This is a genomic window from Moritella sp. 28, assembly GCF_018219435.1.
Lineage (GTDB): Bacteria > Pseudomonadota > Gammaproteobacteria > Enterobacterales > Moritellaceae > Moritella.
The window spans coordinates 1081060-1107977 of sequence record NZ_CP056121.1 but is presented as its reverse complement, the minus strand read 5'-3'; the positions used below and the strand labels follow the sequence as shown (position 1 = coordinate 1107977).

The 26918-nt window shown below is 40.3% G+C and carries 21 protein-coding genes; 8 read left to right on the top strand and 13 right to left on the bottom strand.

Annotated features, from left to right (window positions below; translation table 11 throughout):
* Positions 1 to 2 precede the first annotated feature (2 nt).
* Complete coding sequence (locus HWV02_RS05035; protein ID WP_211689854.1) at positions 3 to 1322, bottom strand: hypothetical protein; 1320 nt, start codon at positions 1320 to 1322, stop codon at positions 3 to 5.
* Positions 1323 to 1817: 495 nt separating this feature from the next.
* Here HWV02_RS05035 and gap point away from each other — a divergent pair, with 495 nt between their 5' ends.
* Complete coding sequence (gene gap / locus HWV02_RS05030; RefSeq protein WP_211678789.1) at positions 1818 to 2831, top strand: type I glyceraldehyde-3-phosphate dehydrogenase; 1014 nt, start codon at positions 1818 to 1820, stop codon at positions 2829 to 2831.
* An 83-nt stretch (positions 2832 to 2914) separates the two neighbouring features.
* Positions 2915 to 3802, top strand: a complete 888-nt coding sequence (locus tag HWV02_RS05025) for a D-hexose-6-phosphate mutarotase (RefSeq protein WP_211689853.1) — start codon at positions 2915 to 2917, stop codon at positions 3800 to 3802.
* A gap of 73 nt (positions 3803 to 3875) precedes the next feature.
* Here HWV02_RS05025 and HWV02_RS05020 read toward each other — a convergent pair whose 3' ends face one another.
* Positions 3876 to 5045 carry a hypothetical protein gene (locus HWV02_RS05020; RefSeq protein ID WP_255550598.1) on the bottom strand — a complete coding sequence of 390 codons (1170 nt, stop codon included), beginning with the start codon at positions 5043 to 5045 and terminating at the stop codon, positions 3876 to 3878.
* A 190-nt stretch (positions 5046 to 5235) separates the two neighbouring features.
* The gene (locus tag HWV02_RS05015; protein WP_211690530.1) at positions 5236 to 8304 is read right to left on the bottom strand and encodes an FAD-binding and (Fe-S)-binding domain-containing protein; all 3069 of its coding nucleotides are present in this window, start codon (positions 8302 to 8304) and stop codon (positions 5236 to 5238) included.
* 324 nt (positions 8305 to 8628) lie between these two features.
* On the opposite strand from HWV02_RS05015, the gene HWV02_RS05010 reads away from it, so the two are divergent.
* From HWV02_RS05010 to HWV02_RS05000, 3 genes are all read left to right on the top strand, one after another.
* Positions 8629 to 10470 (top strand): SUMF1/EgtB/PvdO family nonheme iron enzyme, encoded by a 1842-nt coding sequence (locus HWV02_RS05010; RefSeq protein ID WP_211689851.1) that lies wholly within the window; start codon positions 8629 to 8631, stop codon positions 10468 to 10470.
* Positions 10471 to 10921: 451 nt separating this feature from the next.
* Positions 10922 to 12769, top strand: a complete 1848-nt coding sequence (locus HWV02_RS05005) for an SUMF1/EgtB/PvdO family nonheme iron enzyme (protein ID WP_211678785.1) — start codon at positions 10922 to 10924, stop codon at positions 12767 to 12769.
* Between the two features lie 272 nt (positions 12770 to 13041).
* Positions 13042 to 13890 (top strand): hypothetical protein, encoded by an 849-nt coding sequence (locus HWV02_RS05000; RefSeq protein WP_211678784.1) that lies wholly within the window; start codon positions 13042 to 13044, stop codon positions 13888 to 13890.
* Positions 13891 to 13978: 88 nt separating this feature from the next.
* Here the strand turns inward: HWV02_RS05000 and ppsA are convergent, their stop codons facing one another.
* Complete coding sequence (ppsA, locus tag HWV02_RS04995; protein ID WP_211689850.1) at positions 13979 to 16354, bottom strand: phosphoenolpyruvate synthase; 2376 nt, start codon at positions 16352 to 16354, stop codon at positions 13979 to 13981.
* 191 nt (positions 16355 to 16545) lie between these two features.
* Here ppsA and HWV02_RS04990 point away from each other — a divergent pair, with 191 nt between their 5' ends.
* Positions 16546 to 17355 carry a pyruvate, water dikinase regulatory protein gene (locus HWV02_RS04990; RefSeq protein WP_211674361.1) on the top strand — a complete coding sequence of 270 codons (810 nt, stop codon included), beginning with the start codon at positions 16546 to 16548 and terminating at the stop codon, positions 17353 to 17355.
* A gap of 70 nt (positions 17356 to 17425) precedes the next feature.
* Here HWV02_RS04990 and pabC read toward each other — a convergent pair whose 3' ends face one another.
* From pabC to HWV02_RS04970, 4 genes are read right to left on the bottom strand one after another with little or no spacing between them, the layout of a single operon-like run.
* Positions 17426 to 18265 (bottom strand): aminodeoxychorismate lyase, encoded by an 840-nt coding sequence (pabC, locus tag HWV02_RS04985; protein WP_211678782.1) that lies wholly within the window; start codon positions 18263 to 18265, stop codon positions 17426 to 17428.
* 15 nt (positions 18266 to 18280) lie between these two features.
* Positions 18281 to 18994, bottom strand: coding sequence for a hypothetical protein (locus HWV02_RS04980; RefSeq protein ID WP_211678781.1), 714 nt, complete (start codon positions 18992 to 18994; stop codon positions 18281 to 18283).
* A gap of 57 nt (positions 18995 to 19051) precedes the next feature.
* Entirely contained in the window at positions 19052 to 19855 is an 804-nt protein-coding gene (locus HWV02_RS04975; protein WP_211678780.1) for a glycerophosphoryl diester phosphodiesterase, read from the bottom strand.
* A 38-nt stretch (positions 19856 to 19893) separates the two neighbouring features.
* Positions 19894 to 20346 (bottom strand): PaaI family thioesterase, encoded by a 453-nt coding sequence (locus HWV02_RS04970; protein WP_211674356.1) that lies wholly within the window; start codon positions 20344 to 20346, stop codon positions 19894 to 19896.
* Positions 20347 to 20585: 239 nt separating this feature from the next.
* Between HWV02_RS04970 and HWV02_RS04965 the strand changes: the two genes are divergently transcribed.
* Positions 20586 to 21803 carry a pyridoxal phosphate-dependent aminotransferase gene (locus HWV02_RS04965; RefSeq protein WP_211689849.1) on the top strand — a complete coding sequence of 406 codons (1218 nt, stop codon included), beginning with the start codon at positions 20586 to 20588 and terminating at the stop codon, positions 21801 to 21803.
* A 105-nt stretch (positions 21804 to 21908) separates the two neighbouring features.
* Here the strand turns inward: HWV02_RS04965 and HWV02_RS04960 are convergent, their stop codons facing one another.
* From HWV02_RS04960 to HWV02_RS04945, 4 genes are all read right to left on the bottom strand, one after another.
* Entirely contained in the window at positions 21909 to 22325 is a 417-nt protein-coding gene (locus HWV02_RS04960; RefSeq protein ID WP_211674354.1) for a GFA family protein, read from the bottom strand.
* A gap of 236 nt (positions 22326 to 22561) precedes the next feature.
* A complete protein-coding gene (locus HWV02_RS04955) occupies positions 22562 to 23350 on the bottom strand; it encodes a metal ABC transporter permease (protein ID WP_211689848.1) in 789 nt (262 codons plus the stop codon).
* Positions 23351 to 23353: 3 nt separating this feature from the next.
* Positions 23354 to 24259 (bottom strand): metal ABC transporter solute-binding protein, Zn/Mn family, encoded by a 906-nt coding sequence (locus HWV02_RS04950; RefSeq protein ID WP_211678776.1) that lies wholly within the window; start codon positions 24257 to 24259, stop codon positions 23354 to 23356.
* Entirely contained in the window at positions 24249 to 25397 is a 1149-nt protein-coding gene (locus HWV02_RS04945) for a DUF4179 domain-containing protein (protein WP_370629428.1), read from the bottom strand. Before HWV02_RS04945 ends, HWV02_RS04950 begins: the two co-directional genes overlap by 11 nt.
* A gap of 188 nt (positions 25398 to 25585) precedes the next feature.
* Between HWV02_RS04945 and yfbR the strand changes: the two genes are divergently transcribed.
* On the top strand, positions 25586 to 26164 hold the full coding sequence (yfbR, locus tag HWV02_RS04940) for a 5'-deoxynucleotidase (RefSeq protein WP_211678774.1): 579 nt from the start codon (positions 25586 to 25588) through the stop codon (positions 26162 to 26164).
* A gap of 97 nt (positions 26165 to 26261) precedes the next feature.
* On the opposite strand, the gene HWV02_RS04935 is transcribed toward yfbR, so the two are convergent.
* Positions 26262 to 26900 (bottom strand): hypothetical protein, encoded by a 639-nt coding sequence (locus HWV02_RS04935; RefSeq protein ID WP_211678773.1) that lies wholly within the window; start codon positions 26898 to 26900, stop codon positions 26262 to 26264.
* Positions 26901 to 26918: the final 18 nt, after the last annotated feature.

Genomic DNA, 26918 nt, shown 5'->3' with positions numbered 1-26918 from the left:
TATTATAGCGATACAGGTTGAATTCCACGTCCTTCTAAATAAGCAGTTAATTCGTCAGGTAACTCATTATCCACTTGATAATAACAAGCACAAGCATGACGTTCGCAGCTTAATAAGATAATACTCAGTAATTCATTAAACTCATGATTCTGCCATATGCCAGCGTCACCAATCGTTAACCATTGCTGCATAATCGATAATGGCTGATTAATAACTAATCCTGTTGACTGGACCGTCGTGAAATCAATAAGCGCACGAAACGCCGCATAGTTATCTTGGCGAAGTTGATAACTGTTAATACCTTTTACAACACCACTGACCAATGCATTGTCTAATTGGCAATGCGCTAGTTCATAATCCGCCAATAACCAAGCCGTAAATGTACCTGAGTTCGCGCTATCACTCGCAAAATCAACATCGCGTAATAGCGAGACGCTGTTCTTCTCGTCATTTACAGATACTAATAACCATAAGTAAAAATCATAGCTATCACGATTAGCATCTTGCCATTCAACCGTTTGTGTTTCTTGTCGAGGCGCGGTCATACCATCATTAACATAAGCCGCTAAATATTGTGCTAAATAAGTTTGATACAGAGCGGCTGTTTCGCTCATGATTTTTAGTGTCGTTGCAAATTCGTCTTGTTCTTTCTCAACATTAAAATGACGTTGTAATTGCGCTTGTAGGGACTGTTCAACGTCTGAGTTATCAGTAACGAAAGCAGACAAGTTAGACTGCGCGCGTGCGTACAGTTGACTCAGTAATGTATCCGTTATTGGTAGCGCAGTCACAGTTGTCGGCTCCGCTACAGCGACATTAAGCGATGCTAACGTGGCAGGTGGATTAAATACCCAAGTCTCACCTAACGGTTCTTCACTGCCTTGGTCAAGAATAACCAATTGATAAACACCAACAGCAAGTGGCTGCTCGAGACTAATTTGGTAGCTCTGCATCTCCATATCATGCAAATGATAAATACCATTTAATGACCATTCAATTGGTGTAAATTCACCGGTCTCAATGACAGCTCGATTTGCTCTTATTTCCCAGATCAAATCCTCGGTCACAAACTCAATAGGCAGATGCAGATCAAATTGAATCATCGCCGATTCATCCGCTATTATCACTGGTGGTAATGCATGTAGCCAAAACTGCTTAATTTCTTCTTCTAGCTTTACGTCTAATTCGTCTGTAAAACCAAAATCAGCCAGTGCTTGAGTAATTAACCTTGCAGGTAACGCTTGTTCTTCGCCATCGGCGTTTAATTCGGTACAGCTAAGACCAATCATTTGGCCTAATTGCAGAATGTGTTGTGCTGTCATTTGACACCTTAAATAGTAAACCTAGCACCATTATACGCTATCACTATTAAGATGCGAGAATACTCCGTATAACAATAATTCAGTTAATTGGTTTTTATCTACGCTTGTCTATACTCCACTAAAGTGAATATTTGTATTATTCAAACACATGCACCTTAATTTTATCTGTCGATTTAAAAATGATACAAATAAGACACTTAGTCAGGATTTCGTCAGTTACAAATGAAACCAAAAAATATTTCAGGGAAATACCGATGCCAATATAGCGGTCTATGATATCAATTTGTGATCTAGGTTATTTATCTATTGTAATAAATAGTACAAAAATACATGCGTAATTGACATAAAACAGTTAATTTTCGTAAATTTGCAACATTTTGTGATTCAACGCATACATTTTGGTATTTATTCTTGTCTTTCTATCAAAATCTTGTAAATTTACAACCAAGCAAGATTATTAATTCAAACTTACATTTAATTTAATGGATACAAGTTATGACAATTAAAGTAGCAATCAATGGTTATGGTCGAATCGGCAGAAACGTACTTCGTGCATTCTACGAAGGTGGTAAAGAGCAAGATCTAGAAATCGTTGCAATCAACGACCTAGGTGATTCAAAAATCAATGCTCACCTAACTAAATATGATACTGCACATGGTCGTTTCCCTGGTACTGTTGATTTTGATGCTGAAGCACTAATCATCAACGGCGATCGTGTTCTAACGTTCTCAGAGCGTAACCCAAAAGATCTACCTTGGGGTGAATTAGGCGTTGATGTAGTACTTGAATGTACAGGTATCTTCACAAGTAAAGAAGCTTGTCAAGCTCACTTAGATGGTGGTGCTAAAAAAGTACTAATCTCTGCTCCTGGTAAAAATGTTGACGCAACAATCGTTTATGGTGTTAACCAAGACGAATTAACAGCTGACATGACAGTTGTTTCAAACGCTTCATGTACAACTAACTGCCTAGCGCCAATTGCTAAAATCTTAAATGATAGCGTTGGTATCGTTAGCGGTATGATGACAACTATTCATGCTTACACAAATGATCAACGTCTATCTGATGTATATCACACAGATCTATACCGTGCTCGTGCTGCTGCACAAAACATGATCCCAACTGGTACTGGCGCTGCTGCTGCTGTTGGCCTAGTAGTTCCTGAACTACAAGGCAAATTCCAAGGTATGGCGGTACGTGTACCAACAATCAACGTTTCTCTAGTTGACCTTACATTTGAAGCTGGCCGTGATACTACACCAGAAGAAATCAACCAACTTATCACAGATGCAGTAGCTGCGGATCCAATCCTAGCACGCGCACTAGCTGTTAACTTAGAGCCGCTAGTTTCTAGTGACTTCAACCACGATGCACACACATCTAACTTTGATGCGACTCAAACTAAAGTTCAAGGTAAACTTGTTAAAGTTATGTCTTGGTACGACAATGAATGGGGCTTCTCTAACCGTATGTTAGATAACGCTATTCTACTTATGAGCGCTAAATAATCAAACTTGATTAATAATTCAAAGTTAATTGAATTATAATGTAAAGGCGGCCAATAGGTCGCCTTTTCTATGTTGGGGACTTTATGTCATATCGCAATACAATCACGGATCAAATTAAGTTAACTGAGCACATTCAGTTAGTCACAAGTAACGGTCTTAAATATCTTCATGTTGCACATCCAAAAGCGGCTGCACATATCAGTTTGTTTGGTGCGCATCTACTTAGCTTCACACCGACCAATTCTGCCCCTGTAATTTGGATGAGTGATAATGCTATTTTTAATGGTGTAAAAGCCATTCGAGGTGGTGTGCCTATTTGCTGGCCTTGGTTTGGTCCAGCAAAGGACAGCCCGACAGTACAGCCTCTTGCACAAACACAAGATTTCCCCTCCCACGGTTTTGCTCGAAATAATCATTGGCAATTACTTGAGAGCCAAAGCAATGATGATGCCTGCCATATCCGTTTACAACTAACAGAAAGTCCTGAAAGCAAACGATTATGGCCACATAGCTTTAACCTTATTGCTGAGTTTATTATCAGCGATACATTAACGATAAACCTCACCACCCATAACACGGGTAATGACAGTTTTGATTATGGTGGTGCATTACACAGTTATTTCCAAATATCACAACCTGATGCAGTCTCCGTTGATGGGCTAGATAATGATGCTAAAACGACTCGCACATTGGATGGCCATATTGATATCGTTTGTAAAAACCCAAGCGCAATCATTAAACTAAATGATAAACAGCATCAACATCAGATCAAGATCAAGAGCGAAGGTAACAATGCAATGGTTGTTTGGAACCCTTGGGAAGCGGGTGCAAAAGCATTTGTGGATATGCCTGATGACGGTTATCAAACTATGTTTTGTTTAGAACCCGCAATTATAGGTAAGAATGCGGTAACCGTGACGCCAGGAGCCAGCCACACACTGACAACAATTTTAAGTGTAACATCAGCATAAATACAATCTCAAGATGAGCGGATAATACATACTCTCGTGCCCATCTTGAAATAACATGGGTATAACGACACGATTAACGTTGTGCTAACGGTGTATCAACACTCCCATCAACTAATGTTCGAGCAGCAAAAATAAGGTTATCCACTTGCTGAGAAATACTGTATTTACTCATATCCTGTCCCGTTAACAAACGACCTAACTCTGCAAGTTGATTGCGTAAATGTAGGTCATTGCGTACCTTTTCTTTGTCTCGCTGTGATAGTTTCGATGCAACCGCATCTTTTATACCACTCACCTGTGATTGAAAATCCAATGAGGTTAAGTTTTCCGTGCCTAAATAGCTATTTAACGAGCTTAAGTGGTCACGGTAATTTATCACGACCCGTTCAGCCGATGTTTCAATTCTCGACTTAACCCAAATCACTTCTTTCGCAATACTGTCTGCTTGCTTTATTTTATTGTGACTCGCCGTTAATTTTTGTTGAATGGCGGTATTATCACGTGGATCGGTTTCAATTAACCGCTCTAAACTATATAAGCTATTCAGTGCTCGATTATAGCTTTCTGGAATTATTTCCTGATCGAGTAAATTAAATTCAGACGTTGGTAAACGTAATATTTTACGTTTTATTATATCAATTTCGAGCGCCTTATAATCACGCTCTAACTTAGTTTTTTGATGCTCTAAACCTAACCCAGAACCTCGATTTTCAATGAGGCTCGCAAACTGAATAGTCAAGCCTTGTAATTTTCTAAGACGTGCACCAAAGCCATTCATATCAACATTATGAATAAATTCATCATGGTCACGGATCGTCGATAGCAATGGTGCAGTGATAAGTTTAGCCTGAAATGCTTTATTCATACTCAGAACAAATAGCGCCGATTCAGTTTCAATATCTTCACTGCCCGAATTAGAAAACCAACCACCGTTATTAGGCGTATAGTTTTCATACATTTTCAATAATTTTTCACGTTTTTTAACCGCGGTTTTAAAATTAGTTGGTGAGTAATAAGCAAGATCTTGTTTATCACCACGTTGATATAAAACCTCTACTGCATTCATCGCAGCATTTACCGCATTCATTTCTTCGAGCGCCGCTTCTGACATAACAAAACTATCGGCACTATTGGTAAAATCGGCCATAGATGCACAGCCAGAAAACATACTTGTCGCCAATAAAACACCAGAGAGTTTTAGCGATAATTTAAATTGTCGTTTGATTGGTAATGTAATAGGCATGAACATCTTCCTTTTGTTCGAGACAGACTTGAATTGCAACAACAGCATACGCTGCCAATATCAAGATATGTGTCAAAAAAAAGAGAAATGCGACAATGCGTTATAAAATGGCACTTAGCTAAATACTAAAGGTGGAGAAGGTATGAGCAGCATATTATTAACAACTAATACCACTCATACTTAGTCATGACTAATTTAAAGCACCTAATAACGCTTTAACAGGATGGTTCAGCCGTACTTCATCAATCCGTTTAACCTGGCTTCGACAAGAGTACCCCGTCGCTAAGCAACGCGAAGGATCTCGTTGTGCCAAGGCATGTTTCCAACTGTGGGTGTAAATGGATTTTGATGCGGCTACGTTCTTAGCATCATGCCCATAACTTCCAGCCATGCCACAGCAACCAGTCGCAACAGTCTCTAATGCTAAACCAAAACCATTAAATACACGTTGCCACTCTTGTTCAGCCGTTGGCTTATTGGTTTTTTCAGTACAGTGGGCGAATAGATAATAAGGCTGAGCATCATTACGCTTAACTAACTTACTCAAATTAGTTTGCACCTTATCGTTTAATAACCACTCTTGAATAAGCTGAACAGAGAAGTCTCCGCGTTTATCAGCCAGTGCTTGTTTGTATTCATCCCGATAACAAAGCACCAATGCAGGCTCTACACCGACCATTGGGATACCTAAGGCGTGTAGCGAATTTAAAAAGTCAGCGGCCGTTTGTGCTGTTTTAGCAAATTTAGCCAAGAAGCCTTTCACATGTTGCGGTTTACCATTTGGTTTGAACGGTAATATTACTGGTTTCAAGCCCAGCTTTTCAACCAGGTTCACCAGTGATGCCACTAATTCAGCTTCATAAAAACTGGTAAACGGGTCTTGTACAATTAAGACATGCTGCGCTTTATCTTCCGCGCTTAATCGCTGTAAAAATACCAAGTCAAAACTTTGCGCATAATGTCCACGTAATGACTCCGATAAGGTTGGTGTACTTAATAACGGAATATCAACCATGCCGATTGTATGTTTTACTGCGCTTTGCACCCAATCTTGCCCTAACCAAAAATTAAAGAAGTTCGGCATCTTAGCCATCATTGGGGTGTAGCTTTCTGAATATCCAACTGCAAAATCTTTAACAGGACGCATATAGCGGCTGTGGTATTGATCTATAAATCGCGACCTAAATTCAGGTACATCCACTTTTACAGGACATTGAACTGTACATGCTTTACATGCCAAGCAACCTTGCATCGCGTCCATGACTTCATGTGAAAAATCATAACGACCACGCGCTTTGTTCCAGCTGTTTTTTAAACGCATAGTAAACGTCGCAACACCATTTTTCTGTACCGCTAATTGCTGACCTAGCTTTTGCTCATTCATCTCATGACAAGACAATTGACGTAACCATTCGCGCATTAAACCAGCACGGCCTTTTGGCGAATGACGACGATCGCCAGTATGCTTAAAGGAAGGACACATAGGACTTTTGGTATCATAGTTAAAACATAAACCATTACCGTTACAATCAATGGACTTTGTGAAACTTTCACGGATTGAAATGGGTATTTGACGATCAAAAGCACCGCGCTTTTTCGCATCAACAGAAACAAGCTTTGCATCGCTATTAATTGGCGTACATATTTTACCTGGATTTAAACGATTATCAGGGTCGAACGCGGCTTTAATCTTACGTAATTCAGTAAACAATTCATCACCGAAGAATTCTGGGCCGTACTCAGAACGAAAACCTCTGCCATGTTCACCCCACATCAGCCCTCTATATTTCGCAGTTAGAGCCACTACTTTATCTGATATTTCACGTAGGGTAACTTCTTGCTGAGGATCAAGCATATCGAGTGCTGGACGTACATGTAGAACGCCCGCATCAACATGCCCAAACATACCGTAATGAAGGTTATAGCTATCTAATAAGGCTCTGAACTCAACAATATAGTCTGCAAGATTTTCAGGTGGCACGGCGGTATCTTCAGCAAACGCGAGCGGTTTAGCTTGACCTTTTGTTGCCCCGAGCAAACCAACCGCTTTTTTACGCATGCCGTATATTTTCAATACATCGCTTAACTGATCACAGACTTGATAACCAATAACACCCGCTTCGCCCGCAGCCATCAGACGGTCAAGTTCAGCCGTTAAATAGTCTATTTTTTGTTGCTGGATATCACCATCATCTTCGGCAAACTCTACAAAGTTAATACCCTGCATATCTTTATTGGGTATATCAGTGATCAGTGATTTGACTGAATGCCAAACGATGTCTTGCTTGGCTAAATTTAATACAACCGAATCAACAGTTTCTACCGACAATGCATTGGCTTTAATTAAAAATGGTGCATTACGTAGGGCAGAGTCAAAGCTGTCATATTTTACATTGACCAAACAGCGATATTTTGGAATGGGTGTTAAATTAAGTTTCGCTTCGCTAATAAATGCAAGTGATCCTTCAGAGCCACACAAGATCCGCCCTAAATCAAATTCATCCGTGCTTTTATCATAAAGATGGACTAAATCATAGCCAGTAAGAAAACGGTTTAATGGTGGAAAGGTGTCTGCAATTTTTTGCTGCTTATGCGTAATCGTATCAATAACTTGGTGGCAAACCTTACCAAAATAATTATTATTCTGAGCTTGGTCCTGCACTTGTTCAGCAGACAAGCTTGTCGTCACCAATTCGGTGCCATCCATTAATACAGCCGAAACAGACAGTACATGGTCACTGGTTTTTCCGTATTTTAATGACCCTTGGCCAGAAGCATCCGTATTAATCATGCCACCAATAGTCGCGCGATTACTGGTTGATAAATCAGGAGAGAAAAAGAAACCATAGGGCTTAAGAAATTCGTTCAGTTGATCTTTAACAACACCAGTTTGAACTTGTACCCAACCCTCTTCAACATTGATATCAATAATATTATTCATATGTCGAGACATATCAACAATAATACCGTCAGTGAGTGACTGACCATTTGTACCTGTACCTCCACCGCGTGGAGAAAAGGTAATCGTTTTGAATTCGGCCTGTAATGACAACGTCGTCATGGTAACTAAATCTTGATGATTACGAGGTAATATTACGGCTTGTGGCAATAACTGATAAATACTGTTGTCTGTCGCAACTGCCAATCGGCTTGCATACGACCTTTCGATATCACCACTAAATTTACTTTGCGCTAACGCTGCCAAAAAAGCGAGATATTCTGATTTTACTGCATCCTGATAACTTAATACGGGGATCATCATCCATTCCCTTGTGACAATTTTCAACTAAATACAGTGTAACATGAGTGAATTAATTACTCTCCCTATAGATAAAGGCTAAATTTACCTCTCTTATAACGACAGTCCATTAGGCAAGGTATTCACCTAAAATTAACGATTTTAATGCCAATATACGTTTTATATAACATAATAGTAACATCAACTATTGTTTAGCTTGTGGTTTAAACCTTGAAAAATGCCATAAACGACATTTACGACATAACTTATACGTTGATCAAATCTGAGCTTCAATAGGGGTTACTTCATTGACATCTCAGACAAAATTATTAGGAAATATTCAAAATGCGTGTTGCTTTAAGAGCCCTTGCTGTGAGTTGTATTCTAATTAGTAATGCAACCCAAGCAACTGAAAAAGAACAACAAAACAATACAGTAGTCAATCTACAGATAGCACTTAAAAGTGTTCAGTCTGAATATGACGTATTCAACGAATTACTCGCTGTGGTGAATGACGATATAGCTATAGAGAAAAGCAAATTAACAAACATAAGAATGCAAAAAAAAATGCTTTCTCGGAACACGGAAAAAGCCTTAGCCCAAATGAATGCCCAATATCAATTAATGATTGATAACCCACTACAAGATATCACTGCATCACAAAAAAACTATCGCGCCGCAATTCAGCAACAGGAAAAATATAATCTATTAATTAAAGATTCAGTTACAACCCTAGCGCAACTCAGCAAACAATTATCCGAAAAGAATATTGAACGCATGCGGCTACTAAATCAACGTGAAACAATCAGCGAAGAGATAAACATTGCACGTATTAATCGTTTGAAAAATGAGATACAAGAAACTCAATCACAGAACATTAGCCAAAGTGTTAACTGTGATCTAGAAACTTCATTCACGAAATGTATTGATCGTAGTAACCGATTGAGTAAGCAAGAGATTTCAAAGACGTATTTAAATACAATTTTTAACTCAGTAACAGAGTCCAAACTAGTCAATCAATATAAAGCTAACTCTAGCGCTCATGTAAAACTGATAAGTCATAAAATATTAACGAGCGAATTCAGCGGGCAAGGTACTTATAACTCAACCATACGGGTAACAGTACAAGGAGTATTACCAAAAAATGAAGCCTGCAAACTATTAAACATTTCAATTCGCTATTGTGCAGCTCAAGCATCGCAAATAGTACTACCCGACATAAAAAAGAAGCTTAAAGATAATAAAGACGCGTTGTATCAACTCACTATTCGCTCTAACAAATATGATGATGAAGTATTCATTGATGGCGTGAGCTATGGTTCTAGTAAGCTTTCAGTAATGCTGCCACCAGGTGCCCACCATGTCATAATAAAAAAATCGAACTACATCGATTTTGAACAACAGGTTAAATTAAAAAACAACATGATGTTAAGAGCTAAGTTAGTGAAAGCCACAGTTTTACTAAAAAATGGTCAAGCAGTACAAGACTTATTAGCTTCTGGTGAACGTGGGCCAGAATTAATTTCGGTGCCAGCTGGCAAATTAACAACATCTGTAGATAAAACAAATCACCAACCTATCAAAGCCTTCTCAGTCGGTAAGAATCCGATCACTGTCGCTGATTTTAAACGTTTTGTTAACGCCAGCAACTATATTACAACCGCAGAGTCAGGTAGTGGTTGTGTCGAATATGTTAACGGAAAAGAAACATATAATGCCAATTTAAACTGGCGCCAACCAGGTTTTTCGCAGACTGACGAGCATCCAGTTGTCTGTATTAGCTCTACAGACACCAATGCATACTTAGCTTGGTTATCAAAAGCAACAGGTCAAAAATACCGCTTACCGAATAACGGTGAATGGGAATATGTAGCGCGAGCAGGCAGTAACGACAACTACTGGTGGGGCAATAATGCAGGAAACTCAAAAGCCAATTGCGCTTATTGTGGCAGTCAATGGTCAAATAAAAGTACCGCGCCAGTACGATCATTTAAAGCCAACAAATTTGGCCTATATGATACCGTAGGTAACGTTTGGGAACGAACCAGTGGAGATAGTTTAGTGGCAAGAGGCGGCGCTTGGAACTTCACACCAAAACTTGCTCAGGTTGATGTTCGCTTAGAACTAAGACCCAATTTTCGCGCTAATTATGTTGGCTTTAGAGCGCTACGTGAAAACGAACATTAGCAGTACGACAAGCCTCAAAAGATATTGACTCAGACATAACTTAAAACGCCCGGTGTAGTGCATCGGGCGTTTTGTATTCTAAGACCCCTGCAGATAAGAATTAACTTAATTTCCCTGATGACTTAATACGGGTTCCATCATCTATTCCCTTGTGACAATTTCAACTAAATACATTGTAACATGAGTGAATTAACTCCCTTCCCATAGATAAAGGCTAAATTTATCTCTCTAATAACGTATAAGCATTAACCTAAAACCCACTATTTTAATCGTAATATATGATTTACGTAACATAATATTAAAATCAAACTATTGTTTGACTTGCGGTTTAACGCCTTAAGAAATAATATACGTAACATTTACTACATAACTTATACGTTAGTCAGTTCTGGGCGTAGATGAGGGTTCTTTTCATTGTCATCTCAGACAACATCAATAGGAAATATTAAAAATGCGTGTTGCTTTAAGAGCCCTTGCAGCGAGTTGTATTTTGATTATGAATACAGCTCAATCCACTGAAACAAGCCAACAAAATAACACTGTAGGCAATTTACAAACAGAGCTTAAAAGTATTCAATCTGAATATGACACATTTATCACATCACTCGCTGTGATCAATGACAGTATAGCTATCGAGAATACCAAATTAGCACAAGCAAGAACGCAAAGAAAAGCACTTGTTGGACAAACAGCAAAAGCCTTGACGCAAATGAATGCGCAGTATGCATTGATGATTGATAATCCAATGCAAGACATCACCACGTCACAGAATGACTACCGCTATGCAATTCAGCAGCAGCAAAAAAATAAACAATTTATTAAAGATTCTGTTGCTACCCTAGCGCAACTCAATAAACAAGTTTCAGAGAAAAATATTGAGCGTGTTAGACTACTAAATCAACGTGAAACAATCAGTGAAGAGATAAAAATTTCACGTATAAACCGCCTGAAAAATGAGATGCAACAAGCTCACTCACTCGATATTAACCAAAGCGTTAGTTGTGATCTGCAAACTTCATTCTCAAAATGTATCACTCGTAGTAATCTATTGGGTAAGCAAAAAGCCTCAAAAACGTATTTAAATACGCTATTTAATTCAGTAACAGAAGCTAAACTAGTCAGTAAACATAAGACGAACTCTAAGGCGCATGTTAAATTATTAGGTCACAAAGTTTTAACCAGTGAATTCAGTGGTCAAGGTACTTATAGCTCAACCATACAGGTGAAAATGCAAGGCGTTTTACCAAAGAATGAGGCGTGTAAGCTGTTAAATATCTCGACTCGTTACTGCGCAGAACGATCACCGAAAATAGAACAAGCAACCGCAAAAGCGGATAACAGCGATAATAAAGGTGCGTTATATGAACTCACCATCCGTTCTAACCAATATGATGATGAAGTATTCATTGATGGCGTTAGCTATGGTTCGACCAAACTTTCAGTGATGTTATCACCAGGCCCCCACCATATCGTCGTAAAAAAACCGAACTACGTGGATTTTGAACAAAATGTTAAACTAAAAAACAACCTGATGGTAAGAGCTGAACTAATTAAAGCCTCCGTGTCATTGAAAAATGGTCAGGCTGTACAAGACTTTTTGGCCTCAGGTGAACGCGGTCCAGAATTAATCGCTGTGCCAGCAGGCCAATTAACAGCATCAGCAGATAGCGGCATTGAACAAGTCAAAAAGCAAATTATCAAGGCTTTCTCAGTAGGTCAAAACCCTATCACTGTCGCTGATTTCAAGCGTTTTGTTAATGCCAGTAACTATACTACCGCGGCAGAATCAGGTAATGGTTGCATGGAGTACCTTGACGGTAAAGAAACATATAATGCCGACTTAAACTGGCGTCAACCTGGTTTCAAACAGACCGATGAGCATCCTGTTGTCTGTATCAATTCAGCCGATACTAACGCTTACTTAACTTGGTTATCAAAAGCAACAGGCCAAAAATACCGTTTACCTAATAATAGCGAATGGGAATATGTGGCACGTGCAGGCAGTAGCTACAACTACTGGTGGGGTAACGATGTGGGCAACTCAAAAGCCAATTGTGCTTATTGTGGCAGCCAATGGTCAAATATAGGCACCGCGCCAGTACAATCATTTAAAGCCAACAAATTTGGCCTATATGATACAGTAGGTAACGTTTGGGAACTAACCGGTGGAAATAATTTAGTGGCAAGAGGCGGCGCTTGGAACTTCACTCCAAAACTTGCTCTGGTTGATACTCGCTTAGAACTAAAACCCAATTTTCGTGCTAATTATGTTGGTTTTAGAGTGCTACGCGAAAACTAAAATCAACAGTACGACAAGCCTCAAAAGATATTGACTCAAATATCACTTAAAACGCCCAGTGTAGCACATCGGGCGTTTTGCATTTTAAGCCCCCCATAGAAAAAACCTAAATTAATCTCCCTTATAAACTCTCACCATTTTAGGGAATTAAAGTCATATTTTCACAATTTCGGTGCATGATTACCGCTATATAGGCCGATTTCCCTACTTATACGCTGGTACTATACTTGCTTAAGTATATACGACCCTAGATGGATATAAAGGTATGTAATATGAACTCACTATTAACCGCCCTGCTCAGCGGAGCACTCATTCTTTGCACCTTGATTAGCTTATGCTTCCTCTTACTGCAAATGCAGCAACAACAGCATAACCGCCGGCAGTTACAGCTCGATGGTTTAATTAAGCTCAATATCATACGTAAATTATTAACACGTATGCAGCAACATCGTGGGCTATCAAATGGAATTTTACACGGCGAAGTAGATCTAAAGGCGCGTTTAGACGCGGTAACAGAACAGATAAATCAATTAAATATAGAAATCATCGATATGTACCCTGATTTATTAGAAAATGAACGCTGGCAAGCCATGACTGACCATTGGCAACGTTTATCCATCGATTACTTCAACTTAAATATTAGGAATAATCTCGAGCAACACAACAAGTTAGTATTAAATTTACTCTATCTTATCAACGATATTGCGTTTGATAATAAGCTACATCAACTCAATAATGAGAATAGCGAATCAATCCAATTCTTATGGCAAGAGTTACTGTTTACTGCAGAAAGCATTGCACAAATACGCGCGCTAGGCACAGGAATTGCGGCAGCCAAAGTCTGTACACGCGCAGAGCGTATTCGACTTAACTATCTTTGCCAGTCGTTAGAACAAAGTATCAATATTCAAAACAATCCAGACTACTTATTAAAAATATCTCATTTGCTCAAAGTGATTGATAGTGAAATTATGATTAGTCGACCAACAATAAAAGCGGACCGTTTTTTTAATATTGCTACAGAGTCCATCGATATGATTTTAGTCCATTTTGACAATCAACTTAACAATGTCGAATATCAACTGCACACATCGACAGGCATAAATAAGTACGCGGCATAACCAATAAAAAAACCCCAAACCAGTGCTAATTAACACTAATTTGGGGCTTTTATCTATATTAAACTAAACAGGTTTAAACACGCTTAATTTATTTAGCGTGTTTATCCGCTAGGTATAACCAAGTACTTAATACTGTATCAGGGTTTAACGATACGCTGTCAATACCTTGTTCAACTAACCAAGCAGCGAAGTCGTCATGATCCGATGGACCTTGACCACAAATACCAACGTATTTACCTGCTTTCTTAGCCGCTTTAATTGCCATTGATAACAGTACTTTCACCGCTTCATTACGTTCATCAAACAAATGAGAGATAATACCTGAATCACGATCCAGACCCAGTGTTAGCTGTGTTAAATCGTTTGAACCAATCGAGAAACCGTCGAAGTACTGTAGGAACTTATCAGCCAGTAATGCATTTGAAGGCAGCTCGCACATCATGATAACGCGTAAACCGTTCTCACCACGTTTCAGACCGTGTTCAGCTAATAAATCGATAACTGATGCAGCTTCGCTTAATGTACGCACGAATGGGATCATGATTTCAACATTGGTTAGTCCCATGTCATTACGAACGCGTTTAATCGCTTCTGTTTCTAGTGCGAAACAATCACGGAAATCTTCAGATATATAACGTGATGCACCACGGAAACCTAACATTGGGTTTTCTTCTTCAGGCTCGTAACTCTCACCACCGACCAAGTTAGCGTATTCGTTTGACTTAAAGTCAGACATACGCACAATTACTTTTTTCGGGTAGAAAGCCGCAGCCAAGGTTGAAATACCTTCTTGCAGCTTAGCAATGTAGAATTCAACTGGTGATGCATAACCCGCGATCATTTCATTGATTTCAGCTTGCAGCTCTGGCGATTGCTTATCAAAGTTAAGCAGCGCTTTCGGGTGAATACCGATCATACGGTTAATGATGAACTCAAGACGTGCTAGACCAACACCTTCGTTTGGTAATACAGCAAAATCAAATGCACGATCAGGGTTACCCACATTCATCATTACTTTTACTGGAATTTCCGGTAAGTTAGCAATTTCTGAAGCCGTTTCACGGAAAGGTAAGATACCTTCGTAGATAAAACCTGTGTCGCCTTCAGCACAAGATACTGTTAGCTCTTGACCATTGACGATAAGGTCTGTCGCGTTACCACAACCAACAACAGCAGGGATACCCATTTCACGTGCAATAATTGCAGCGTGACAAGTACGCCCACCACGGTTTGTTACGATTGCAGAAGCACGTTTCATGATAGGTTCCCAATCTGGGTCTGTCATGTCTGTTACTAATACGTCACCTTCTTGTACTTCATCCATTTGATCAATTGATGAAATAACTTTAGCAGGACCCGCGCCAATCTTACCGCCAATCGCACGGCCTTCTGTAACCACCGCTGATTTAGCGTCTAAGTGGAAACGTACCATAACTTGCTTATCTTCACGGCTACGTACGGTTTCTGGACGTGCTTGAACGATATAAATTTTTCCATCAATCGCATCTTTAGCCCATTCGATATCCATCGCATGCCCGTAATGTTTTTCGATGATCACAGCTTGTTTCGCCAGTTCCATTACTTCTTCATCAGTAATAGAAAATTGACGTGACTTGCTTGCTTCGACATCCACAATTTGAACTTGTTTGCCATGCCCTTCGTCAGCAGAATAGATCATTTGGATCTGTTTGCTACCGATGTTACGACGTACAACCGCAGGGTTGCCTTTAGCAAGTGTTGGTTTATGAACATAAAATTCATCAGGGTTAACAGCCCCCTGTACAACCATTTCACCAAGACCGTATGAAGAAGTAATAAATACTACATCTTCAAAACCAGACTCTGTATCAATAGAGAACATCACACCAGATGATGCTTCATCACTACGCACCATGCGTTGAATACCCGCAGATAATGCCACGCCACGGTGGTCATAACCAGAATGTACGCGATAAGAGATAGCACGGTCATTAAAGAGTGATGCAAATACGTGTTTAATTGCAACAATGATGTTGTCATAACCACGTACGTTTAAGAATGTTTCTTGCTGACCAGCAAATGATGCATCAGGCATATCTTCAGCTGTTGCCGAAGAACGTACTGCAAATGATGCTTGCTCGCCTGCTTCACCAGCTAGTACTTCATAGCTTTCAGCAATAGCGGTTTCTAATTCAGGTTGGAAAGGTGTGTCAATGATCCACTGACGAATGGTAGCACCCGCTTTAGTTAGCGCTGCAATGTCATCAACGTTGAGATCGTCAAGTAGTGCATAAATTTTATCATTTACACCACTTTGCTCTAAAAACTGATTAAACGCATCAGCGGTAGTCGCGTAACCACCAGGAACTTGCACGCCTGCGCCAGCTAAGTTACTGATCATCTCACCTAGAGATGCGTTTTTGCCGCCAACTCGTTCTACGTCGTTCATTCCAAGTTTTTCGTACCCAATTACGTACTCTATCACGGCAGTTCTCCAGTATTAAATCTATCTCAAAAATGATTTTAATTGTGAACGATATTCGATATTGCTCACATATTATCAATGCAAAATAATCATCTTGCTTTCCTTAGTGTTTTTAATCATACACAGCTATTAATTTCAATGTAAGATACTAACTTAGAAAATTTCATCTGTTTATGAAAAGGATAAAGTTAATGCAAACTGTTTTTTATGTCTCTGATGGCACGGCGATCACCGCTGAAGTCTTTGGTCACGCGCTTCTAAGCCAATTTCCGATCGAATTTGATCAGCATACTTATCCCTTTATCGAAACCGAAGAAAAAGCAAAATATGTTACTCAAAAAATTAATGAACATGTTGCTAAAACAGGACAGAAGCCACTCGTGTTTCATTCGATAGTTTCATCTGAAATAAGGACAATTATCGAATCAAATGAAGGCCATTCTCACGACTTTCTAAGCACATTTGTGGCGCCGCTTTCTGAGCAATTAAATATCAAGGCAGAACCAAAATCACACCGTACACATAGCCTTAAAAATGACACTTATGATGCCCGTATTGAAGCGGTCAATTATGCCCTCGCCAACGATGATGGCATTACCTGTAAAGATTACGATGATGCAGATTTAATCTTAGTCGGTGTATCACGTAGTGGCAAAACACCAACCAGTTTATATCTGGCATTACAGTTTGGTATCAAGACTGCCAACTACCCATTTATTGCCGATGATATGGACCATTTGAAACTGCCACCAGCATTAAAACGCAATAAACATAAAATATTTGGCTTAACCATCGATGTGAAGCGTCTGCAAGATATTCGTAGTGAACGTATTGCTAACAGTACTTATGCGTCACTACGTCAATGCAAATTAGAAATTTCGGAAGTGGAATACTTATACCGTAGCGAAAAAATTCCATACATTAACAGTACGTCATTTTCGGTTGAAGAGATCGCCACCAAGATCTTAGATAAGAAAGGGCTTAAACGTCGTATTTATTAATACCTCATTTATGTTAGTCATAATGGATAACGCGAGTGAGCTAACGTTATCCATTACATTACATTGCATATTAAGCGTGTAATTCTTGTTGTAGTAAACGCCATACCGATGGATCATTCACTGCCAGATCATAACGAACAACATGAATATCGTCTTGAGCTCCCTGCTTTAAAATACGGTTGACAGGCACCACTTCCATCACTGAGTTGGTAATAAAAACTTCATCGGCACCCAGTACATCAGTAATAGTGTAATCTCCGGTTTTCAGTGTCAAACCCAGTTTATTCAATAAGTTTAAAATGTGCGTTTTCATCACACCTTCAATACCACTGCGCTTAGTACTCGGTGTATAGATTTTATCCCCAATAACCCAAAACACATTGGCTACAGATGTCTCGATAACATAACCGTCTGTCGAGCAAACCAGTCCATCAGCCATGCCATTAGCATCGAGTTCTTGCTTAATCATCACCTGGTCAAGTCTGTTTAACGTCTTCAATCCGGCTAATACTGGGTTCACCGTTTGTTGATATTGGCAAAGCATTAATTCAATACCCACACGCGCCCATTCACTGTATTGCGCAGGAATAGATCGATGCTGTAAAAACCAATTTGCGCTACTGCAATCTAACGTACCGTAACCACGACCCCCCTCGCCTCGGGTAATGGTGACTTTTAATACCCCGCCTTGTAATGCCAGTGCTTGCTGAGTGATAGCAGCGACCAGCTCATCCCATTCGGTAAACTCGATTGCGAGCACTGCACACGCCTGTTGTAAACGTGCCAAGTGTAAATCGAGTAGTAAGGCTTGCCCTGCAGCTATCTTAATGGTGGTAAAGTGCCCGTCTCCAAAGTTAAAACCACGGTCGGCAATTGCAACATCTTGACTGACAGAGCCATTAATAATCATGATTTATGTATTCCATTAGGAGCTGAGTACTGATTGTATGTTCACTCTGGCTTGCTGTTCAAATTTTTCTTTAAAATAAGTCGAATAATAAATGATTGGCTGGCGTAAAAACCGTTTTAGCAAACATTTCCGAGCACGTTTATATAACCACAATGGTACATGTTGGTACTCGCTGCGAATAGCTTTTTCATAGTGTTCATAAATAGCGTTATGTTGACCTAGTATAGTTAAATCAATATCTAAAAATAACGCCTGATCATTAAGACTTGTTCGCGCTGTATCGGTTGCTTTCGACAAGAATTTTCCTGATTGCCTTTTGATTGTACGACTTGGCTTACTTGGGTGCTGGCTTAACAACACTAACTCATACACTTTTTGTACTAACTGTATCGATACCGCAAAGTTGGTGAGTGCTGTCACCGCATACTGTGCACTTTTGAGCTCGTTGTCAGCACGTCTCACATCATAAATAATATCGTGGAACCAAATGGCGAGTGCTACCGCTAATGGATCATCAAGCTGATCTTGCACTTGATCAAACCAAGTAAAACAGCCCTCAATATGCGAGAGGTCATGATAATACCGATGCGCTTCTTGGTAATGGAGTAACAAACGCGACCAAGCTTGCTGTATTTGTACCATCGTCAAATGCGTAAAGTTATCTTGCAGTAATAATTGCCAACGCAGGGCTAAGCGTTCACTGACTGCATCGATATTGTTATCCGTCATGCTCTGCTGTCCTTTCCGTATGATATTTTCACCGATATACTTGAAGTTATCTCGCTATTAATTTCGGTAACAAGGCGGAAACTGTTGAGGAATGTCAGTGCAAATCCCCGTTACCCCCCAATTATAAAGCTGGTTCGCACGCGCCAAACAGTTAACCGTCCATACATTCACACTGTAACCTGCGACAGTCATAGCGTTGACTTGTTGTTCGGTCAAACCACTATCCTTAGGATGAATAAACTCAGCGCCTACATATTGCATCGAGGTTAGCCAATCATCCGGTAATGGCGCGTCGAACAAACACGCTAAACTTATTTCGGGCGCTCGACGTTTTATTTCGGCTAATAATAGATGATTAAAGCTGGAGATAAGTAACTGCTGCCCCCCTTGCCAGTGATGGTTAATGTCACGAATAACACCGTCTATCAATCGGTCTGTCGTGGCTTTATCAGCTCCTGACATCAATTCTAAATTCAGATTCATACCAGTTTCATTAGTGAATAAGATTAGATCCACCAGCGTCGGAATGCGTTCTCCAACAAAATCCAGCCCAAACCATGCACCCGCGTCAATATCATCCAGGTCGGTGACGATTTTATCGCATAATAACCCCCTGTGATCACTACAGCGGTCGAGGGCTTTGTCATGACAAATAACCACACTACCATCAGCGAGCATATTGGCATCGACTTCAATCCAAGGAACGTTATTGTCCTCTGCTAATTGAAAAGCGGCCAAGGTGTTTTCTGGGGCTATAGATGACGCACCACGATGCCCTATCACCATCTTTCCCGCGTTTTCACTGGCCGATGGATTAAATTGAAATGTATGCGGTGCTATTTCAGAAATACTATTTATCATAAACAAATCTCAGATGTAGTGTTTATCATAAAGAAAACCTATTTAGCTAGGCGAGTAATGACACACGTTGCGGTACAGTGCGCATAAAGCTTACCATCGGCATCACAAATATCACCTTCCGAGATAATCACGGTTTTTGATATGTTTAGTACCTTGCCTCTTGCCTTTAATGCTGTATTTTTCGGAATTGGACGTACCATTTTTACATTCAGATCAACCGTGCCATAACTCTCACCAGCAACCAATGTCGAGTGTGTCGCGCAGCCCGTTACCGAATCAAGTATCGTTGCCGCAAAACCACCGTGTACACCGCCCATTGGATTTAAATGGCGATCATCGGCTTGCACGCTAAAATGAATCTGCCCTTCACTTACATCAACACATTGCATTGGCATTGTTTGGCAAATTGAAGGATGTGGGAATATTCCTTCCGCCATTGCTTGTAGTATCTCTAATCCACTCATTTTTGCTGGGTTTAACTGCTGACTCATGCGCTTTCCTTACTTCTATCTAACATTGAATTTAACTGCTGTATTACAACAATATACTCACAAAATCACCGTAACTTGGTAACTATTGCTGACAATGTTACACCCGAACCGAGTCAATTAACAATGACGCAACAATAAATCGACCTGAACATCAAATATCACTTCCAACACTGCCTTATATACGTTACTTTTATTGAAGAAAGAAAAATAATTTACATATTTACAGCGTTGGAGCCGGGATGTACTCAATAGAAAAATCTCATAAGTTAGATAACGTGTGTTACGACATACGTGGACCAGTATTAAAAGAAGCGAATCGCTTAGAAGAAGAAGGTCATCGAGTAATCAAATTAAACATCGGGAATCCCGCCCCATTTGGTTTTGAAGCCCCAGAGGAAATCGTAAAAGACGTTATTCATAACCTGCCATCGAGCCAAGGTTATTGTGACTCAAAAGGGTTATACTCTGCGCGTAAAGCAGTGATGCAACATTATCAACAGAAAGGTCTACTGAATGTGTCTATTGACAATATTTATCTTGGTAATGGCGTTTCAGAATTAATCATGATGTCGATGCAGGCATTGCTAAACAACGGCGATGAAGTGTTAGTACCGTCACCGGATTATCCATTGTGGACAGCGGCAATTACCCTTTCGGGTGGTAAAGCAACGCACTACATTTGTGATGAAGAATCTGATTGGTACCCTGATCTGGATGATATTAAAGCCAAGATCACACCAAATACCAAAGGTATTGTGTTAATCAATCCGAACAACCCAACGGGTGCGGTATACAGCAAAGAATTCTTGCTCGAAGTGATTGAAGTGGCGCGTCAGAATAAGTTGATTATTTTTGCAGATGAAATCTATGACAAGATCTTATATGACGGTGTTGAGCATGTGCCTATGTGTACGCTGGCACAAGATATTCTGATTGTTACCTTCAATGGTTTGTCTAAAGCGTACCGTATTGCCGGTTTCCGCTCTGGTTGGTTAGTATTAAGTGGTGCGACGCATCTTGCTAAAGACTATATTGCCGGATTAGAAATGTTGGCGTCTATGCGTCTGTGTTCAAACGTACCGATGCAGCATGCGATACAAACAGCGCTAGGTGGTTATCAAAGTATTAATGAATTGATTCTACCAGGCGGTCGTTTACTGGAACAACGTGATTTAGCCTGGAGGATGTTAAATGATATTCCGGGTATCACGTGTGTAAAACCAAAAGGTGCAATGTATCTGTTCCCAAAAATTGATATGGAAATGTACAATATCAAAGACGATCAGAAATTTGCATTAGATCTGTTACAACAAGAAAAGCTATTGATTGTACAAGGCACTGGTTTTAACTGGGCTCGCCCTGATCACTTCCGCGTAGTATTTTTACCGCGAGTTGAAGAGTTAACAGTTGCGATCAACAAGCTGGCTAACTTCTTATCAACTTACCGTCAGGATTAGTTTTTAGGTATACCACTGTAGATATTAGAAAGGCGTCGTAATGACGCCTTTTTTAATAAAAAATCTAATCTCGATGCTTTTTATTGGTCATTTTAAACATGCTTGTTATATCTGTTTTGCAAAATAAGCCATAATTTCAGCTTTGGTCATTTCTTTCGTTTCGTTTGAAAAGCAATAATAGTCAGGTCGCTGATCACTAAAGTATTGCATATCCATTTCTAATCCATTCAAATCTTTAAATATGCCCACTGGCATATTGTAATCACCACTGTCATTAAATTTAAAAAATAAATGGGTTCCACAATCAGTGCAAAAACCACGAGATGCCCAAGATGATGAATTATACGTCTTCACTTTATCCAACCCTGTAATACTTACATTCGTTCCACATTGAACAGCAAAAAATGGAGCACCACCCCATCCCCTGCATGAGTCACAGTGGCAGACAGTAAATCTAGGATTAATTTCGTTTGCGGTAATTTCAACAGCACCACAAAGGCAGCTTGCTTTTGAATGTAACATTTATATATTCCCCTTAGTTTATAACCATAGATGTGTTCCATTTAATAAATCAACAAAGCACTGTATATAATAACAGTACCCTAAGGCGGTATTAATGTCGATTAAATCTATTCCTAACAACTGTAAAATCAATTATTGATCTCTAAATCGAAACGTAAACTATATTGATGTGAAACGAAAAAAGCCCGACTCCAGAGTATTCTGAGATCAGGCTTTATTTTACGTGCGACTTTATCTTATGAAGCGCGAACTTCAGTCTTCATCACTAAAGGTTGCAGCAATAAATGAAACAGTACGCCAGATACAAACAAGGTAATGACGATACTTGCACCACTGGGTAAGTCATAGTGAGCTGACATTGCGATACCAGACAAAATACCTCCAACACCAATTCCCATGCTCGCGATAAAAAACCGTATACCTTTTAACGCCGATGCACAAAGAGCTGGGATCACCAATAACGCAAATTCAAGGTAGATCCCCGTCAACTTGACCGTTATCGGCATTAATATCGCGAAGATAATGTAGAAACCACTGCCATGCATAAACTCAGGTTTCATCGTGACCAAAGTCACCATCGCAGCAGTGATGATCGCCAACGGCCAAACATCATCCCATGTTGCCCATAATAGCTGACCATTTAAGATACCTTGGATAAAGTCGGCACCGTGCGGGTCTTTACTTGCCAATAAAATAGCCAATGAAGCAGACACCACAAATAAGCTTCCAATCATAGGTTCAAGGTGCTGTTGATAGTGCTTTTCCATTAAAGCGATTAAACCACACAGTAGTAGCGATAATACCCAAGGCCCAATCATTTGCCCTAACCAAGTCTCGGGTAATACATCAAAACCACTTAACCAATACTGGCTAAATGCAGCACCTAATGCGGCAACTTGTGCGACGGCTAAATCAATAAAAATGATTTTCCGCTGTAGCACTTGTTGCCCCAATATCACATTGCCCACCAGCGCAATCAAACCACACAACACCGCGGGGGCGAGCCAAAGATAATCCGTTAGCATAGGTTAACGCTTCTCTGATTGCGCAAGCACATCAAGTAAATCATCCAATATACCATCATACAGTTCGTCAAGGCTTTGCCCTTCCGATACCGTTAGTGGTAATTGAATCACTGGCTTTTGTGTTTGCTGATGCAGCCAATTGGCCGGTCGTTGATTCTGATGAGAAGAGTAAATAATCGCATCAAACGACGCTGGGTCTAACTTCGTCAACGATTGCAAATGTGCAGTCGTCGGCGAAATACCTGGCTTAGGCTCAAGATCTGCAACCTGCTCCATCCCCAACCAATCAAACAGATAACGATAGGTCTCGTGATAACTCACTACTTGCATACCTCGCAGCGGTTCAGCTCGCAGTTTCCATTCAACTAATTTTTTTCGCCAATGTTCACGGAACTTCACACCATTGACTAGGTAACTAAATGCATTAGCGGGATCTATACTTTCCAAACGTTTGCTCACCACGCGAGAAATTCGGATCATATCGTTGGCAGCAAACTGCACATGCGGATTACCATAGGCGTGAATATCCCCCATACTGCGGTCAACATGATGATGCGTATCCAACATGCTGACAATCTCTGACGCATACAGCATACTTTGCTTATTGTTTTGCACCGCCGGATTACTGCTTCGCGCCTGTAACATCGGCAACCAACCAATTTCCAACTCAGCACCTGAACACATGGCCATATCGGCTTGGCGCATCTTTGCAATTAAAGACGGCCTCGCTTGCACATAATGTGGGTCTTGCAGTGCCGTTGTCGCAGAATAGATGGTCGCTTTTGGTGCATGTGCAGCCAATAGTGCTTTCCATTCAGGCTCGCAGACAAAGATATTCAACGCGAGAGCAGGTGCAGACAACATTACCGCACTTACCGCCAGCATTAATGTTCTTTTCTTAAAACGCATGTGCACCATGGGCTCCAAACGTCATTACATATTGTAGTGTGAATACGTTATCCGTTTCTTTAGATTGGTTTTCAACACGTGAGTATTGGGCACGAACAGTACCAAAATGAGAAGAGTTCCACGCCAGCATCGCATCAAACTCACGGTCTTTCAGAGAGGTCAAATGTACATGTTCGCCATGTGCATGCCCGTCATAGCTTTCAGCTTCACCGTAGCGCAGACCTGTCGACCAACTAGGAGTAAAACGGTATACACCCGATACGTAATACGCGGCTAGATTATCAGGTGCATTCTTTTCACCTTGGTATTTACTATCCAGAATATCGTCTAACAACATGTATTCAGCTGATAGCGTTAAATTACGATATTTATAGTTGCCATTGGGCGCCCATTTCCACACAAAGTCAGCGCCGTATAGATTTGATCCCGTCACCGCCGATGCGTGGCTGTGATCATGGCCGTGATCGGCATGTTCACCATGCTTATGCTCTTTAAAACTTTTGGTTTTACCGTTGTCATTACGTAGGTAACTTAAACCAAACTGCCAGCTGGACGACGTAGAAAAATCATCTCCTAGTTTTAATGTCGTGGTATAAACACCCACTTCGGAGCCATCTTCCACAGCAGACATCTTACTGCCACTCAATGCCTCGACCCCCAGTTTCACATACATATCCGTTGGTAGTACTAGGTTTGCACGCAAACCATCATCATAATAATGGGAACCCAAGAAAGTACGGTAAGCGATTGGACGTTCAACAAAACTGTCCGTGTGTACATGCTGGTTGTTCAAATAACCAAAGTCTGACAAGAATCGTCCCGCTCGGATATTAAGACCATAAGGCATTGCCAATGTTTCAACAAACGCCTCTTCTAAAAGAAGCTCAGTTTCATCGCCATGCACCTCTAGCACTGTCGTTAATACGCCATGAAACTTGTCATCAATATTAGCGGACATACTGATTTCAGTGTGCCCGAGTCCAAAACCCTCCCCACGTTCTGAATTATTACGCTCACCATTTTGGTAGTAACCATCAAGTACAACGCCAATTTGTGGGTTTGACAACGTATTAGCAAAAGCAGGTGATACCAAGATGCTACCAATCGCGAGGGAGACCAATTTCTTTTTCACAACTATTTTCCTTAATTGTTATAATATAACACTCATATTTTGTTATGTTATAACATAACACTTCAAATGCAAAGCGAGAAATCTAACTATTTGAAATTTTGAGAGTATGCAAAGAGGTGCTACAGTAATGAAACCGATGACTTACGTGGTTTTAGCCTGTATCGTCATTAGATACTTTTTATTTGGAGAAGAGCATGAGCCATTTTTTTGCCCACCTTGCCCGCATGAAGTTAATTTATCGTTGGCCGCTGATGCGTAATGTCACCAATGAGAATATTGCCGAACACAGTTTACAGGTTGCAATGGTTGCCCATGCACTTGCGCTGATCGGGAATACTTATTACGACAAAAACTATGATCCTGACAAAGCAGCCTCAATGGCATTGTTCCACGACACCACCGAAGTGCTTACCGGTGATTTACCCACCCCAGTGAAATATTACAATAAAGCCATTATTCGTGAATATAACAAAATTGAATTGGCCGCTGAAAAAACCTTACTCGATATGTTGCCAGCAGAATTACGCGATGCATATAAGCCACTATTATCAAGCCCTGATCTTGATCCTATTTATAAAAAGTTAGTCAAAGATGCGGATATTCTCTGTGCTTATATGAAGTGTATTGAAGAGGAAAGCTGTGGTAACCATGAATTTGCGAAAGCCAAATTACGCTGTAAAAATGCATTAGACGAACGTATAACAGATGAAATTCGGTATTTCCTTGATGTGTTCTTACCGAGTATTGGTCAACCTTTTGATGACATGGACTAAACGGTCTTACGACAAATAAGCAGCTAAGAGTGTTAGCCAGCTATTTGTCATGTGCTGAAATACCTTATGCCTAGAATAACGTGAACTGATACATTATTTAATTATTAATAATAGGCGTCCAATTGAATTCGGCGTTGTAGCTAGTGCAATCAACGAGATCCACGTCTGCATTAGCCAGATATACCTGCTTCTTCTCTGAGGTCGGATATTCAAGATAATCTGAGCAGGTCGCACTTTGGCCTGTGCCAATAACCACTTTCGCCCCCGCGTTTAAACTGCATAAGGTAAGTTTATCTAGCGGCGACCATTGATAGCATATTTGATAATCACTACGATATTCAGCTATTTGTCCACGTGGACTTTTTAATGCCCACCACTCACCAAATTTACTCGCCGGATTGGCACTATTCCAAGCACGAAACAGTAAGATTTTAGTGTTCTGTTTAGCTACATAGACTTGCCCCTGACAGAGTCTGCCTTCCTCAGGTTCACCGATAGATTGCGCTAGTAATTCAGGGTCAGATACAGCGGTGAACTTACGACTAAACTCTATAGGTAATTCCATATCACCTGCACATTCCGCTGCCGAGGTCGGCGTTACTGTTGACGGTAATAGTAATACCGGAACTTCTGCATCCGCTGGTTCTATCTCTGGTGGTGTCGGATCTTTTTTAACGAACAAGGCACAGCCAGAACAACTTAAAATAAGTATACCCGTAATCATATTTTTCAACATAAACTCTCCTTAGCCTAA